At 60.9% G+C, this 14104-nt stretch carries 15 protein-coding genes and 1 tRNA gene; 12 read left to right on the top strand and 4 right to left on the bottom strand.

Annotated features, from left to right (window positions below; all coding sequences use genetic code 11):
• Window positions 1-62: 62 nt before the first annotated feature.
• Together rhaI and ggt (NKI01_RS07735) are read left to right on the top strand one after the other, a co-directional pair.
• Complete coding sequence (rhaI, locus tag NKI01_RS07740; protein WP_352962575.1) at window positions 63-1355, top strand: L-rhamnose catabolism isomerase; 1293 nt, start codon at window positions 63-65, stop codon at window positions 1353-1355.
• A gap of 360 nt (window positions 1356-1715) precedes the next feature.
• Window positions 1716-3446, top strand: a complete 1731-nt coding sequence (gene ggt / locus NKI01_RS07735; RefSeq protein WP_352817576.1) for a gamma-glutamyltransferase — start codon at window positions 1716-1718, stop codon at window positions 3444-3446.
• 68 nt (window positions 3447-3514) lie between these two features.
• On the opposite strand, the gene NKI01_RS07730 is transcribed toward ggt (NKI01_RS07735), so the two are convergent.
• The 3 genes from NKI01_RS07730 to NKI01_RS07720 form a co-directional block, all read right to left on the bottom strand.
• Window positions 3515-3859, bottom strand: a complete 345-nt coding sequence (locus NKI01_RS07730; protein ID WP_198030499.1) for a hypothetical protein — start codon at window positions 3857-3859, stop codon at window positions 3515-3517.
• Between the two features lie 176 nt (window positions 3860-4035).
• Window positions 4036-4485 carry a hypothetical protein gene (locus tag NKI01_RS07725; RefSeq protein WP_352848045.1) on the bottom strand — a complete coding sequence of 150 codons (450 nt, stop codon included), beginning with the start codon at window positions 4483-4485 and terminating at the stop codon, window positions 4036-4038.
• Window positions 4486-4618: 133 nt separating this feature from the next.
• The gene (locus NKI01_RS07720) at window positions 4619-4918 is read right to left on the bottom strand and encodes a DUF1236 domain-containing protein (RefSeq protein ID WP_023719460.1); all 300 of its coding nucleotides are present in this window, start codon (window positions 4916-4918) and stop codon (window positions 4619-4621) included.
• 424 nt (window positions 4919-5342) lie between these two features.
• Between NKI01_RS07720 and NKI01_RS07715 the strand changes: the two genes are divergently transcribed.
• The 8 genes from NKI01_RS07715 to ggt (NKI01_RS07680) all read left to right on the top strand — a co-directional run bounded on the left by NKI01_RS07715 (window position 5343) and on the right by ggt (NKI01_RS07680) (window position 12267).
• Window positions 5343-5534, top strand: a complete 192-nt coding sequence (locus NKI01_RS07715) for a DUF3606 domain-containing protein (protein WP_023719459.1) — start codon at window positions 5343-5345, stop codon at window positions 5532-5534.
• A 211-nt stretch (window positions 5535-5745) separates the two neighbouring features.
• On the top strand, window positions 5746-5895 hold the full coding sequence (locus NKI01_RS30850) for a hypothetical protein (RefSeq protein WP_502899031.1): 150 nt from the start codon (window positions 5746-5748) through the stop codon (window positions 5893-5895).
• A 730-nt stretch (window positions 5896-6625) separates the two neighbouring features.
• Entirely contained in the window at window positions 6626-7042 is a 417-nt protein-coding gene (locus NKI01_RS07705; RefSeq protein ID WP_352885291.1) for a VanZ family protein, read from the top strand.
• A gap of 511 nt (window positions 7043-7553) precedes the next feature.
• Complete coding sequence (locus tag NKI01_RS07700) at window positions 7554-8225, top strand: GntR family transcriptional regulator (RefSeq protein WP_023719455.1); 672 nt, start codon at window positions 7554-7556, stop codon at window positions 8223-8225.
• 86 nt (window positions 8226-8311) lie between these two features.
• Complete coding sequence (locus NKI01_RS07695; protein WP_352547885.1) at window positions 8312-9157, top strand: transporter substrate-binding domain-containing protein; 846 nt, start codon at window positions 8312-8314, stop codon at window positions 9155-9157.
• Between the two features lie 69 nt (window positions 9158-9226).
• Entirely contained in the window at window positions 9227-9940 is a 714-nt protein-coding gene (locus tag NKI01_RS07690; protein ID WP_352962570.1) for an ABC transporter permease, read from the top strand.
• Window positions 9937-10653 (top strand): ABC transporter permease, encoded by a 717-nt coding sequence (locus tag NKI01_RS07685; RefSeq protein ID WP_023719452.1) that lies wholly within the window; start codon window positions 9937-9939, stop codon window positions 10651-10653. The genes NKI01_RS07690 and NKI01_RS07685 overlap by 4 nt, the downstream gene beginning before the upstream one ends.
• 21 nt (window positions 10654-10674) lie before the next feature.
• Window positions 10675-12267 (top strand): gamma-glutamyltransferase, encoded by a 1593-nt coding sequence (ggt, locus tag NKI01_RS07680; protein WP_352860770.1) that lies wholly within the window; start codon window positions 10675-10677, stop codon window positions 12265-12267.
• 187 nt (window positions 12268-12454) lie between these two features.
• Here the strand turns inward: ggt (NKI01_RS07680) and NKI01_RS07675 are convergent.
• A tRNA-Ser gene (locus NKI01_RS07675) sits at window positions 12455-12533 on the bottom strand.
• 188 nt (window positions 12534-12721) lie between these two features.
• Here NKI01_RS07675 and NKI01_RS07670 point away from each other — a divergent pair.
• Both NKI01_RS07670 and NKI01_RS07665 read left to right on the top strand, forming a co-directional pair.
• Window positions 12722-13177 (top strand): hypothetical protein, encoded by a 456-nt coding sequence (locus NKI01_RS07670; protein WP_352962566.1) that lies wholly within the window; start codon window positions 12722-12724, stop codon window positions 13175-13177.
• Window positions 13174-13929, top strand: coding sequence for an AAA family ATPase (locus NKI01_RS07665; RefSeq protein WP_352716933.1), 756 nt, complete (start codon window positions 13174-13176; stop codon window positions 13927-13929). Before NKI01_RS07670 ends, NKI01_RS07665 begins: the two co-directional genes overlap by 4 nt.
• Window positions 13930-14104: the final 175 nt, after the last annotated feature.

Below are 14104 nucleotides of genomic sequence, written 5' to 3'. Positions count from 1 at the left end.
TACGGGGAGAGGGGGTAAGGGTGAGGGGCAGCGCGACCAACGCAAATTGGGAGGAAACCACCATGTCCGAAACCATCATCTCCGCCGACCTCGTCGACAGGCACAATGCCGCGCGCAATGCCGACCTCAAGCGCGACTACGAGTCCCTCGGCGAGCGCCTCGACCGCCGCGGCATCGCCATCGATGCCATCCGCGACAAGGTCGAGAAATTCGCCGTCGCCATCCCGTCCTGGGGCGTCGGCACCGGCGGCACCCGCTTTGCCCGCTTTCCCGGCGCTGGCGAGCCGCGCGACATTTTCGACAAGATCGAGGACTGCGCCGTCATCCGCCAGCTGACGCAGGCGACGCCGACCGTCTCGCTGCATATTCCGTGGGACAAGGCCGATCCGAACCGGCTGAAGCAGGCGGCATCCCGCTTCGGCCTCGGCTTCGACGCCATCAACTCCAATACCTTCTCCGACGCCAGGGACCAAAAACTTTCGTATAAGTTCGGCTCGTTGTCGCATGCCGATGCCGCAACACGCCGGCAGGCGGTCGAGCATAATCTCGAATGCATCGAGATCGGCAGGACGCTGGGCTCGAAAGCGCTGACGGTGTGGATCGGCGACGGCTCGAATTTTCCCGGCCAGGTTAATTTCGCCAAGGCGTTCGAGCGTTATCTCGACGCGATGAAGGAGATTTATGCCGGACTGCCGGACGACTGGAAGCTGTTCACCGAGCACAAGATGTACGAGCCGGCCTTTTATTCGACCGTCGTGCAGGATTGGGGCACCAACTACATCATCGCCAAAGAGCTTGGCGACAAGGCGTTCTGCCTGGTCGACCTCGGCCATCACGCCCCCAACGTCAACATCGAGATGATCGTGTCGCGGCTGATCCAGTTCAAGAAGCTCGGCGGCTTCCATTTCAACGATTCGAAATATGGCGACGACGACCTCGACGCCGGCTCGATCGATCCCTACCGGCTGTTCCTGGTCTTCAACGACCTGGTCGATGCCGAGCTTTCCGGTGCCGAAGGGTTCGATCCGGCCCACATGCTCGACCAGAGCCACAACGTCACCGATCCGATCGAAAGCCTGATGCTGTCGGCGGTTGAAGTGCAGCGCGCCTATGCCCAGGCGCTGCTGGTCGATCGCAAGGCGCTCGAAGGCTTCCAGGACGCCAATGATGCGCTGATGGCAACGCAGACGCTGAAGATAGCCTATCGCACCGATGTCGAGCCGATCCTCGCCATGGCACGACTAAAGACCGGCGGCGCCATCGATCCGGTCGCAGCCTACCGCGCCGCCGGCTACCGGGCGAAGGTCGCAGCCGAACGGCCGGCGGTGGCGAGCGTCGGCGGCGGGATTGTTTGATGTCGGGGTGAAAATGAAAAACCCGCCAGAGGGGGGTCGTTGGAGCCAATTAGCACCACACCCAGATTAGTAGCATAGCTGCCGGCACAAAGCAAGAACAAAGTTGCTCGCCAGCGTTGAATCGCGCCTTCATTTCAGCTTGGATTCCTCGCCCCCACGAAAGTGGGGGAGAGGTGGCTCGGCGAAGCCGAGACGGAGAGGGGGAGCCGCGCTCTACGAAGGCCCCCTCTCCGGCCGCTTCGCGGCGAGGAACCTCAGGTGTTGATAGAAGGTGCAAGCCTCGCCGATCCCATTATTGTCAGTAGACTCAACCGCTCCAAGCGCGTTTCCTAGGCTCACCTCAAGCCACGGAGAACGGCCATGCACCGCCGAACCCTAATCGCCGTCAGCCTTTCCCTCACCCTGACCTTCGTGCCGTTCCTCGCCTTCGCCGCTTCGCCGCAGCCGGCGAAGGGCGAGCACGGCATGGTGGTGACCGCCCAGCATCTTGCGTCTGAAGTCGGCGTCGAGGTGCTGAAGAAGGGCGGCAATGCCGTCGATGCCGCGGTCGCCGTCGGCTATGCGCTGGCCGTGGTCTATCCGACCGCCGGCAATATCGGCGGTGGCGGCTTCATGACCATCCGCTTCAAGGACGGCCGCTCGACCTTCCTCGATTTCCGCGAGCGCGCGCCGCTCGCCGCAACCAAAACCATGTATCTCGACAAGGACGGCAAGCCGGTAAAGGGCGCCAGTCTCGACGGCTATCTGGCCGTCGGCGTGCCGGGTTCGGTCGCCGGCTTCGAGATGGCGCGGGAGAAATACGGCACGCTGACGCGGCAGGACTTGCTGGCGCCGGCCATCCGCTTTGCCAGGGAAGGCTTCGTACTGGAGCAGGGCGATGCGGCCTCGCTCCAGGGCGGCGCGGAGCGGTTGGCGAGGGACCCGGCGGCGGCGGCCGTTTTCCTCAAGCCGGACGGCAAGCCTTACACCGTCGGCGAGCGCCTCGTTCAGCCCGATCTCGCGGCTTCGCTTGCCGCCATTTCCGAACGCGGTGCGGATGCCTTCTACAAAGGCGCGATCGCCGACGCCATCGTCAAGGCGAGCGGCGAGAAGGGCGGCATTCTGGCCAAGGCGGATTTCGAAAACTACGCGGTGCGCGAGCTCAAGCCGGCGACCTGCAATTATCGCGGCTACGAGATCACGTCCTCGCCGCCGCCGAGCTCCGGCGGCGTCATCATCTGCGAGATCCTCAACGTGCTTGAGTTCTATCCGCTCTCCTATCTCGGCTCTGGTTCGGCCGAGACGGTTCACGTCATGGTCGAGGCGATGCGCCACGCCTATGTCGACCGGAATTCGGCGCTCGGCGATCCCGGCTTCGTCGACAATCCGGTCGCAAAACTGCTCGACAAGAATTACGCCAGGGAAATCCGCGAAAAGATCGATCCGTTCCGGGCCGGCGTGTCGCAGGAATTGATGCCGAAGGGCTTTGGCGAGAGCAACGAGACGACGCATTATTCGATCATCGACAATGACGGCAACGCCGTCGCGGTAACCTACACGCTGAACGGCTCTTTCGGCGCCGGCGTCGTCGCCGACGGCACGGGCATCCTGCTCAACAACGAGATGGACGACTTCACCCAGAAACCCGGCGTGCCCAATCTCTACGGCCTCGTCCAGGGCGAGGCGAATGCGATCGCGCCGAAAAAGACGCCGCTGTCGTCGATGAGCCCGACCATCCTCGCCAAAGACGGCAAGCCGTTCATGGTCATCGGCAGCCCTGGCGGTTCACGCATCATCACCATCACGCTGGAGGCGATCGTCAACGTCATCGATCACGGCATGAACATCCAGGAAGCGATCGACGCGCCGCGCACCCACCACCAATGGTTACCCGACACGGTCTATATCGAACCCTTCGGCCTGTCGCCGGATACCGAAAAGCTGCTTACCGGCATGGGCTACCATCTCGATCTCGCCGAGGCGAATTGGGGCCAGGCGGCCGGCATCCTGGTCGGCGGCAAGAGCCTGGCGGAAATCGAGAAGGGCGGCGGCGCCCGCTACAACGGCGCCATCGACAGCCGCGCCGCATCCGGTGAGGCTATCGGGTATTAGACCATGGTCTCAAAAGGCGGAACCGGTTTTCGGATAAGGTCACGGTCAATAGGAAGATTCGCCTTGCTTCAGGTGACCAGCGCGATGGTCGACGCAATCAGCATCAACGCCGCGACGCCGACGAACAGGGCGTAGATGCGCGGCCGATCGAGCAGGAGCGCGTTGCCGGATATCCATGCCGCGGTGGCGCCGCCAAGCGCGAAAAAGAAGGTGCTGCGGCGCCCGAAGCTCAAGCCGGCGGCCATCAGGCCGCCGATGATCAGGGCGCCGAATACGATGATCACGGCTACCGCGTATTTTTCGAAATCGTTGCTGCCGGCGCTCGGGCCGATCGCGTTCAACCTCGACAGATCGTCCGGATCGAACGGGCTGGTCGACCCATATTCGTCTTGACCGACAGGCTCATGCATCATTCGTTCTCCGCAAACCGACAGCAAATCATCAAGCCTCGCCGAGCGCAACCGCTCGCCGAATGTGATCGGCACGGTGTTCAACACTTTCTGGCGGCGGCTTGCCAGAGATTTTTGGGTGCGTGCTTTGATCGCCCTGCTGCTCGGTCTGATCAAAGTGCTTTGCCCGAGCTTGATCTTCAAGCCGCCCTGGCCAAAGACTGCGTCGCCTGAACGGAAGCTCCAAGCACCGCCTGTGCGGTGTCGGCCTGTCTTTCATCGACATGCGCCAGCACCAGGATCACACCTTGTGCGGCATCCGGCTGGCCCGGCTGCTTGCCGATACGGGACAATGTCGCGAAAAGTCTGCCGGCAACGCCGCCCAAGACTGCACCGACGAGGGCCGATGCCAGCCATCCCGCGCCGAGGGGATCGATGCCGGGCATATCAAAGGCGCCGAGGCCGGCCAACAAACCGGCTGCCGCACCAAGGACGGCACCCGTACCTGGATCGCGCAAGACGGCGCCGATTTCATCATCGTAGGGTCCGATGACGCTGATCTTCTGGCGAGCAATTCCTGCTGCCTGAAGCGTTTCGACGGCACGCGCCGCCTGGTCATGGGAATCGAAAAGTCTGCTGATTGTTCGCATTGAAACTGCCTGTGAGGCCCCCCGGCCCTCGACGGTAAGGCGGGTCCCAGCTGAGCGCCGAGGAACCGCCTGACGCAAACGTCACCCGCCGCTCATTTCTGAGCGACGGGCGACGGCTGCCCGAGTTTTCACGTCACTCGATGACCTTGATGACCTTGCGCGTGCCTGGGTCGACGACAACGGTGCGGTTGTCAATGACGACATAACGATATTTGACGTTCGGGACCTCATGAAGCTCGACGGTGTCGGGGAGCGTCGAGCCGATGTTGAGCTCCACCCCAGGGATTTTCACCGAGGCCAGCGGCTGCTTTTTCACATACTCCCTGATGACGGTTTCCTGCTGCGGTTCGATGACAACGTCTTGCGCCGCAGCGGCGCCGACGCCTGCCAGCAGCAAAAGTCCCGCCGCCGCGGTGGAAAGATGCATTCTCATGGTCGTCTCCTTTGCGAACTCGGTCCGCTCTTCGCGCCAAGGCTCATTCGAACGGAAGCCAGCTGAAAACGTTCCGTCGACGGGGCTTCGGTCCCACCCGGCGGGGACCAATCGACGTGTTGCCGCAGGACCTAAGTCTGATCCTCGCGGGCAAAGGGTAGGTTTGTCGCGAAGCCCGGAACCGCCGCCGCTCAAACTCGTTGCTGGCTGCACGTTCCGGGAGGATTCTTTGGAAAATGTCGACGGTTGCTCGCACCGATCTTGGCTGTTTCCATTCCGATCGAACCCGGCATCTGCGCAGCCCTGTCCCTTCCTGCGCCGATAGGGTTCGCGCGTCACTTTTGTGGCGGGCGAACCCTCAATTGCAGCGTGCTTCTGACCAAAGTTGACCCTGAGGCGAGGAGAAGAGACGAGGAGAAGAGAAATGGCCGATGACAAGAGCAAGCGAGACTTCAGCGACCGCAACCGCGTGTCGGCGGATGAGTATTATGAAGTCGAATATTTCGCGCGGGAAAATGGTGTCTCGCCCAGCCAGGTGAGCAAGCTGATCAAAAGGACCGGTGGCGACCGGATGATCCTCTCGCAAGCGGTGAAAGCATTGCGCGAGCGCAAGTGAGACGGCGGCGGAGCCGGCGGTTGGAAAGGCACTGATCACGATCTGCCGAGAATTCCGGTCAGCTATCGACAACGTGCCCGGATGCCGCTGCTTCGGCCAAGCCAATGCCCCTTTATTTCTTCGATTCCGATGAAGACGGAATCGTCTATTCCGACGATTATGTGACGATTTCCCGCTGGTCAGGAAAGAAGCCCTTCGCACATTGGGCGAGATGGCCAGGGATGGCCTTCCTCACCGTAGGATCACAGTCAAGGTCCGGAACGACCATGACGGTCTGGTGCTTGAAGTGGCTTTGACCTTTGCCGTCGAAACGCGGCATTTCGACGAACGGATTTTCCAGATCAACATGCGCATGAGTTGACGGCCCGATCGTTGTCGTGCCGACCATGAGATTCTGGAGCAGCCGGCATCTTCCCCAAGGGAACATTAGAAGTCTCTAATTGTTATCTTAAGCAGCGGGAACCTCCCGGGTTTCTGCTGCAGATCGGGGTGCAACCCGGTCGGCCCGCGCCCTCCGCCAGAGGCGCGGGCTTCGTTTGTTTAGCCGATGCGCAACGCCATGCGGCGGCAGCATATTGGAAACCTGCGGGAGCATAAGCAGCAGAAGTCGCTACCGCGGCGCCCTGGCGCCCAGGCAACGGAGCCCGTCGTCCGACAGGGCGGCGGGCTTTTTGATGCGGGCCGGGTCATCGCGCAACCGGTGGAGATCCAATGCATGTCGCGCAAAAGTGTGAAGCGGTTTTGCGATAACGACATGCATCAAGACAAGAACCTTAAGCGCGTCGCATGAGGCCGGTCGAACGCGACGCGCTTTAGCTGGGAGAGATGGCCGGCGCTGCTTCGTGAGGCGTGGGGTAAGGTGCCTGATGCAGCGCCGGCCAAGCGGAAATCAGGTCCGCCGCAGCCAGATAGTAGCTGCGTTGGCGCGGCGGGTAATTGCGTGATCGCGGAAGCCACACCATTGCAGACCACTCGCACGAGCCCGGCCTGTGCAGCGGCTGACCCGAAGCATTCATTCATTCTGACGATGCACCGGACGCCCGGACGGCGGAAATTGGACGCCGCGCTCGCTCTCGATTCAGCGGCCAGCGGTGTTCCCTGCCGATTTCGGACGAAAGGCCATTTCACCCTTGTTGCGCCTGGATTCTTATCAGATCGTGGCAAGGATTGCTTTTCCCGCCGCGTTTGCCGGCGTTCTGCTGTTCGCCCTTTTGCCGGAGCAACTCCTGCAGGGTCTTGGCCTGGCTTTCACGTTTGGTCACGACAAGCTCAATCACGCCGCCGCCTTCGTCGTGCTGGCGGCTCTCGGAAGTCTCGGCTGGCCGGAACACAAGGCGAAGCTGATCGTCCTCCTCGTGCTCACGGGCGCGGCGATCGAGGGCCTTCAGGCCGTGCAGCTGATAGGGCGCCACCCGGATCTATTCGACTGGGTGGCCGACTGCGCCGGAATGGCCTTCGGGCTGACAATTGCAGGCTGGACAAAGCGGCTCGCCGGCGGATTGCCATAGCTCGAAAGCGCGTAACGGAATCGGCGCGCCCGTGCTGCAATATGGGGAAAATGGCCGGCGTCACTTGGGGGGGCGCGTTGGGGTAAGTTGCCTGACGGACGCCGGCCAGGCGGAAAAATCAGGTCCGCCGCAAAGTAATGTAGCAGCAATGGCAAAGCGCGGCAGTAGCGTGATCGCGGAAGGTCCGCCTTCTCGCCTCCGATGCGGTGACCCGTTTTGGGTCAATAATTCTGGCACCTGAATTGCGCTGTAAGCAATGCCGGGGAACACTCCGGCGATCGTCCCCGAATATGGGGCCTCGCCGCTTCGCAAATGGAGCGGCGGGCCTTTTTGCCGGACGTTGAAAGCGGCCGATCAGCGGCTTAGCTCATCACGGTGTGCTTGCCCCATTTTCCCCCCAAGTGTTTATTCTCACAATAGAAATTCTAACGCGCACAAGCTTCGGTGCTTGACACAGGTCGCGACAACTGGATAAGTGGATACACAGATACGCTCTGATTGGACCAAGGACATGGCAGCAGACGCAATCGAGCCGCTGGGCATCACGACCGCCGAGGAGGAGGCTTATCGCCACATTCAGCGTGCCTTGAGGATGGGGCGCTACCGCGCCGGGGACCGGCTTATCCCGGAAGAGATCGCGACGGAAATCGGCATGAGCCGCATGCCGGTTCGCGAAGCGTTCCGCCAGCTGGCCGCGGAAGGTCTTGTGGTCATTCGCCCGAACCGTGGCTGCATCGTCGCCGGGCTTACCCTCGATGAGATTTACGAAACCTTTGAAATGCGCTCGGTGCTCGAAGGGTTGGCGGTGAGGCTTGCCATGCCGCACATCGATGTCGAAGTGCTTGAAGAACTGGAACGCCAGCTCGACCGCATGGAGCGCGCCAGCCAGACCGGCAGCAGCGACTGGGTCGTGCGCCATCAGGCCTTCCATTTGCAGATTTGCCAACTGAGCAACCGACCCAAGCTGGTCCGGCAGATTGCCAGCCTGCACGTCGTGATCGAACCCTACCTGCGCATCTGGTTCGACTATGTCGACAAGCCCGCCAGCGCGCGCGCCGAGCACGAGATCCTGATTGAGGTGTTGCGGTCAGGTGATGCCGGCAAGGCAGAGATCGTCATGCGGGATCATATCGTCGAGACAGCGCCCCTTCTGGCCAACTTCGCAAGTCCCGGCCGCCGCTAGAAAACGCCATCTAACTCGTTGAAGCCGGAAGATAATCCGGCACGACGAAAGGGAACTGCCATACCGGCAAAAAAGAGGAGAATGACATGAAAATTAGCCGCATCGCAGCCATTGCGTCGGTCCTGTTCGGCCTGGTCCAGGCCGCCGTCGCACAAGAAACACCAAAGGCAATTACCATTGCCACCGAAGGAGCCTACGCGCCCTGGAATTTCACAACAGCCGACGGCAAACTGGACGGCTTCGAAGTCGATCTCGCCAATGATTTGTGCGGGCGAATGAAGATCGAGTGCAAGATCGTCGCACAGGACTGGGACGGCATGATCCCCGCGCTGACCGTCGGCAAGTTCGACGTGATCATGGCGAGCATGTTCATCACTGAAAAACGTCTGAAGATCATTGACTTTACCCAGCCATATGCGGTGGATCCCTCAGGTTTCGCGGTCGCAAAGGATAGCGAACTGGGCAAGGTCGGCATTTCCAACGAGCGGTTCAAGCTGGAGAATGAAGCCTCTGCGCAGGCGGCAATCGACAAGCTCAAGCCATTGCTGAAGGGAAAGATCATTGGAGTTCAGGCCGCAACGGCGAACCTGGAATTTGTGAAAAAATACTTCTCGGACGTCGCTGAGATTCGCGAATACAAGACCACCGAGCAACACGATCTCGATCTTGCCGCGGGTCGCATCGACGCGCTCTTCGCACAGCAGACAGCGCTGGCCGCCACGCTGGGCAAACCGGAGTTCAGCGACTATACGCTTGCCGGGCCGGGATTTGTCGGGGGGCTCTTCGGTCTTGGCTCCGGTGCCGGTATCCGCAAAGAGGACATCAAGCTGAAAGATATGCTCAACGGGGCCATCGACGCCGCGATCGCCGATGGCACGATCAAAACCCTGTCGCTTAAATGGGTCAAGAGCGACGTCACTCCAGTCAAGTAGGCGCTTGTCGGCGAACGGCCATTCCTGACCCGTTCCGGAGCTGAGCCGTTCGCCCTGCCGGGGGTATCGATGGTTGACGCATTCCGGCTACTTGGTTTCCAGCACGGAGGTTGGGGGGCTGCTCTTCTCATGGCGGCCTCGGTTACAGTGCTTCTGTCTGTGCTGGGCTTTGCGCTTGGCGCTGTATTCGGTGGGCTGGCAGCGGCCGGCCGTCTCAGCAACTCCAAGGTATTGAGGTTCTTGGCCCTTGGCTATTGCACGGTTTTCCGAGGCGTGCCCGACCTTCTGACCATTTATCTGCTTTACTATGGAGGAAGTGTCGCCCTGACCTCGCTTGGTCATAGCCTGGGCGGGTCCGGATTCGTCGGCGTTCCGGCCTTTGCCACTGGAACCTTGGCCATCGCAATCATCTCGGGCGCCTATCAAGCCGAGGTCTATCGAGGGGCTTACCTCGCCATCGATCAAGGACAGCACGATGCCGCTTGCGCGCTTGGTCTCAACCGGCTGCAGCGGCTGCGACAGGTTATTTTTCCCCAGCTCCTGAGCTACGCGCTGCCAGGTCTCGGCAACGTGTGGCAGTTGGTTCTGAAGGACTCGTCGCTGATATCGGTAATCGGCCTCGTTGAACTGATGCGCCAGGCACAGATCGCTGCAGGTTCGACCCGTGAACCATTCATCTTCTACATTGCTGCAGCCTTGCTCTATCTGGCTATCGCTTCCGTCACGGGCCATGCCTTTTACCGTCTGGAACGAAAGGCGCCGTGGCGCGTCCGGTCGGCATGATAGATTTCAGTTTTTTCCTCGAAATCCTGCCGAAGCTCCTCGCCGGCCTGCCGCTTACGATAGAATTGGCCCTGACTTCCATTGTTGCCGGCTTCGTCCTTGCCGTCACATTGGCGCTTGCCCAGCAATCGGAATCGCCCTTCGTCGTTTTGCCGATCCGTGGCTTCGTTGCCGTGTTCAGGGGCACGCCCCTGCTGGTGCAGATTTTTCTGACATATTATGGCCTTGGTCAGTTCCGGCACCAACTGTCGGCAATTGGATTATGGGCCGTTTTCCGCGAACCCTACTGGTGCGCAATCATCGCGCTGACACTCAACACCACCGCCTATGGCAGTGAAATCCTCCGCGGCGCGATTCAATCGGTGCCGCGCGGCCTTGTCGAGGCGGCCCGGTCTGTCGGCCTGTCCACCTGTCTGACCTATCGGCATGTTATCCTGCCGCTGGCCTTTCGCCAGGCTCTGCCGAGTTACGGCAACGAAATCATCCTGATGATCAAGGGCACGTCTCTGGCCTCCATCGTGACCTTGATGGAGGTGACTGGAATTGCCCAGGGATTGATCTCCCAGACTTACCGCGCCTTTGAAGTCTTCATCTGCGCGGGCGCCATTTATCTCACTTTGAATTTCGCGATCATCCGTGCCTTGGCGGCACTCGAATACTGGATGTCGCGGCATCTGCGGCACCGCCCCTCGACGAGGGACGCCGCCTCTTGAGCACGATCAGAAGGGCATAGCATGCGAAATTTTGAGAAACCAACGCGCTCGGTCGTCGTTTCACGCGAGGCCATGGCCGCCACCTCTCATCCGTCGGCGACCCTGACGGCGGTGGAGATCATGGCGACCGGCGGCAACGCCATGGATGCCGCCATCGCAGCCTGCGCGGTGCAATGTGTCGTCGAACCAGCCTCGACAGGCATTGGAGGCGATTGCTTCGCTCTTCTGTCGCGAAACGGATCCGGCGAGGTCATCGCCTACAACGGATCGGGCAGGACACCCGCCGCCTTCACAATTGACTGGTTCCTCGAACGTGGCATGGCGGAGGTAGCTCGCAATTCTCCTGGCTCCGTCACCATCCCGGGAGCGATCGATGCCTGGACCAGATTGCACGCTGATCACGGGCACATGCCCTTCGATCAAATTCTGGCCCCTGCTATACGCTTCGCCGAGGAAGGCTACGCCATTTCACCGCGGGTCCATCGTGACTGGGCGTTGGAGGAAGAACTTCTGGCCTCCGATGTTACTGCGAAACGGATTTTCCTGCCAAACGGTCGCGCGCCAAGCGTTGGCCAAGTGCATCGCCAGCCTGAGTTGGCTGCAACGCTGCGGCTGATCGCAAGAAAAGGACGAGAGGCTTTCTACGCTGGCCCTGTGGCCGAAGACATGGTCGCCTATCTTCGTGGGCTCGGCGGATTGCACACACTCGAAGATTTCGCCTCGGCAACAGGCGAGTACGTGACCCCGATCAGCACGGCGTTTCGAGGCTGCGATGTGTTCGAATGTCCGCCGAATGGCCAGGGTGTGATCGCGTTGCTGATTCTAAACATCCTCTCGCGCTTCGAAGCCAACGGCGACCCGCAATCCGCGGACCGGCTTCACCTGGAAATCGAAGCGACACGCCTCGCTTACGCCGCGCGTGACCTGCTCGTCGCCGATCCTGATGCGTCCGAGGTCCCGGTGGCCGACATGTTGTCGAATGCTTGGGCCGATCGTCTGGCCGGCATGATTGACCTAAAGCGCGCCCGCGCGGACCTGCCGGCGTTCGATATGCCGCTGCACAGCGACACGGTCTATATTTCCGTTGTCGACAAGGATCGCAATGCGGTCAGTTTCATCAACTCGGTCTTCGACAGCTTTGGCTCGGGCCTGGTCTCGCCACGCTCCGGTGTCGTCTTGCACAATCGCGGGCAAAGCTTTTCCCTTGACCCCAGGCACCCCAATGCAGTGGCGCCGAACAAGCGGCCTCTGCATACCATCATACCCGGGATGCTTGCGAGAGGCGACCGGGCAGAGATGCCTTTCGGCGTTATGGGTGGCTACTACCAGGCAATGGGCCACGCGCACCTGCTGACGAAGGTGCTCGACTTCGGGATGGACCTGCAGGAGGCGATCGATCTGCCGCGGGTCGCCCCCGTCAGCGGCACGATGAAGGTCCAGGCCGAACACGGGCTCGCTCGCGAAACCGTAGCTGAACTTAGCCGGCGCGGTTTCGAAATCATTCCTGCCACGGACCCGATCGGCGGTGCGCAGGCTATTCGCATCGATTGGGCAAACGGGACCCTGCTGGGCGGTTCTGAACCGCGCAAGGACGGCTGCGCCCTCGGTCTGTAGGGCGGTTGTGGCCAGAGCGGAATCCAAGATGCTGAAGGCGTTCTTCATCGCCATTTGGCCGGCGAGCAGGAGCCTCTGGCGCCATGGTCCAGATAATTCTTGCACGCCATCGACAATCCGCTCGGCGCGAGATTGTCACCCATGTCTTAGGTATAAACTGTTACCTATATGTACAGGGAAAAAATAGTGCCCAGAGGCGGATTCGAACCACCGACACGCGGATTTTCAGTCCGCTGTCGGTGATTGATATTGTTCAGATTTTAGGCCGAATGTCGCGTTTGTGTCGCGTCAAGCCAAAACCGCCCGCTCGGCCTGAACTCGTTGCCCTGTTCAGCGCCCAAACGCGCGTGCCGTGGTGCCGGCAGTCATTCAGATGGATGATGGTATGGTTCGGCACTCATAGTAAGCACTGATCCCCAGGCAATTTAGAGACTTTCTGAGGTCCATGTTCCCTATGGGCGCAAGCGGCGCGACGACGGAGGTGTTGGCGCAGGCGGCGGGGTCGGCGTCGTCGAGGCTCGCACGCCTGGAAGCCACGACGACCGACGTCGACCAACGGGCAACCGTTGGGCGCTCGATCGATCAGGAGATGGCACGGGCGACGAGCCAGTTCGACAGCGACAGGCGTGTCAACCAGCCGCAAGCGCAGGCGATCGAGAAGCAATTGCAAGTTCTCAAGTCAACCGGCAACGCTGTGGCGGCTCAACAGGCGGGACTGCACGCCATGGAAAGGCAGTCTTCCACCGCATCGCATCTCCTCCAAAGCTTTTTGCGGCGTCAGCAGGATGCCAGCGAGCGGGGTCAAACCGGCCAGGCGGATGCCAGAGTGTTTACGCTCGCCACACCGCCGGAGCGGGCGAGCTCGCTTCATCCGATCTTTCTGCTTCCTGTTCGGGAGATGCCTATATGATTATCGAGTTGTTCGGTCCGCCTGGCGCAGGCAAGACGACCCTTCTCCGCGCCCTTTGCCGTGAGCTGGCGAAACACGACATCCGTGTGAAGACAGTCAATGGCTATCGCCGGATTGATTTTGTGTCTGTCGGTAGCGAAGTCGATTCGGTCGAGGATGAAGGCCCGGAGACACGCCATGGCATCCAGCGTCTGGTGCACAAGCTCGCCACCGCGAGTCCGGTCTTGTTCTCGACCCCGCCGAGCGAGGGGGCCGCTGCGCGGCTTTTGGCATCGATCCCTCCAAAAAGTCGAATATGGGCGTTGCGTCTGAAGATCGACGTCGTTTTGCTTTTCGAAGCCTGGAATACGGCGCAGGCCTCAGAAGGGTACTTCATTTTCGAAGAGGGCATTGTTCAGGCGTTGTGCGCGCTCGTCCTGTTGGGACGAAATCAAAGTATCGACATGGTTCGTAATTGCCTGACGTTCCTGCCGCGACCGGATCTCCTCATTCAAGTCGACGCGCCCGGGGAAACGCTGCGCCACCGCCTCATTGAGCGGTATGCGCGGCAGCCGTACCTCGAGCGCCTTCTCGAAGTCGGAGTGGTCAGGGGCCTGAAGCAAGCGGATATCGCGAGGGAGATCGGGCAATGCCTGCAAGACAAATGGCCGCTGATGCGTGTCGACGGCCTCGACCCACGCAATTTCGAACAGGTCGTCGCGCGCATCGTGGGGCACGGATTGCCCGCGACGGCATGCGTCGGGCCAGACTAGAGGCGCGAGTTGCATGGTGCTCACGGTGAGATCGTTCGTTGGCATTCGCAGATTTCTGCGGGCGCAGCGGCGACCGTTCGGGAGCGTCCATGAGAACCGTGCACCCGCTCGTCGGGATTACCGAGCAAGCCACCAGACGGCTGGGTACGGTGCCCATTACTCCGACACGTACCGG

This window comes from Mesorhizobium sp. M0815 (genome assembly GCF_040319995.1).
Lineage (GTDB): Bacteria > Pseudomonadota > Alphaproteobacteria > Rhizobiales > Rhizobiaceae > Mesorhizobium.
Note: the sequence above shows the minus strand (reverse complement) of the source record. Positions and strands in the feature narration are given on the sequence as shown.

Bases quoted from the DNA above. Each gene is read 5' to 3' on its own strand.
- NKI01_RS07715 (WP_023719459.1), top strand. From the start codon at position 5,343: ATGGCCGATGACAAGAGCAAGCGAGACTTCAGCGACCGCAACCGCGTG.
- NKI01_RS07690 (WP_352962570.1), top strand. From the start codon at position 9,227: ATGGTTGACGCATTCCGGCTACTTGGTTTCCAGCACGGAGGTTGGGGG.
- ggt (WP_352817576.1), top strand. From the start codon at position 1,716: ATGCACCGCCGAACCCTAATCGCCGTCAGCCTTTCCCTCACCCTGACC.
- NKI01_RS07700 (WP_023719455.1), top strand. From the start codon at position 7,554: ATGGCAGCAGACGCAATCGAGCCGCTGGGCATCACGACCGCCGAGGAG.
- NKI01_RS07725 (WP_352848045.1), bottom strand. From the start codon at position 4,485: ATGCGAACAATCAGCAGACTTTTCGATTCCCATGACCAGGCGGCGCGT.
- NKI01_RS07685 (WP_023719452.1), top strand. From the start codon at position 9,937: ATGATAGATTTCAGTTTTTTCCTCGAAATCCTGCCGAAGCTCCTCGCC.
- NKI01_RS07670 (WP_352962566.1), top strand. From the start codon at position 12,722: ATGGGCGCAAGCGGCGCGACGACGGAGGTGTTGGCGCAGGCGGCGGGG.
- NKI01_RS07695 (WP_352547885.1), top strand. From the start codon at position 8,312: ATGAAAATTAGCCGCATCGCAGCCATTGCGTCGGTCCTGTTCGGCCTG.
- NKI01_RS30850 (WP_502899031.1), top strand. From the start codon at position 5,746: ATGGCCAGGGATGGCCTTCCTCACCGTAGGATCACAGTCAAGGTCCGG.
- NKI01_RS07730 (WP_198030499.1), bottom strand. From the start codon at position 3,859: ATGATGCATGAGCCTGTCGGTCAAGACGAATATGGGTCGACCAGCCCG.
- ggt (WP_352860770.1), top strand. From the start codon at position 10,675: ATGCGAAATTTTGAGAAACCAACGCGCTCGGTCGTCGTTTCACGCGAG.
- rhaI (WP_352962575.1), top strand. From the start codon at position 63: ATGTCCGAAACCATCATCTCCGCCGACCTCGTCGACAGGCACAATGCC.
- NKI01_RS07665 (WP_352716933.1), top strand. From the start codon at position 13,174: ATGATTATCGAGTTGTTCGGTCCGCCTGGCGCAGGCAAGACGACCCTT.
- NKI01_RS07720 (WP_023719460.1), bottom strand. From the start codon at position 4,918: ATGAGAATGCATCTTTCCACCGCGGCGGCGGGACTTTTGCTGCTGGCA.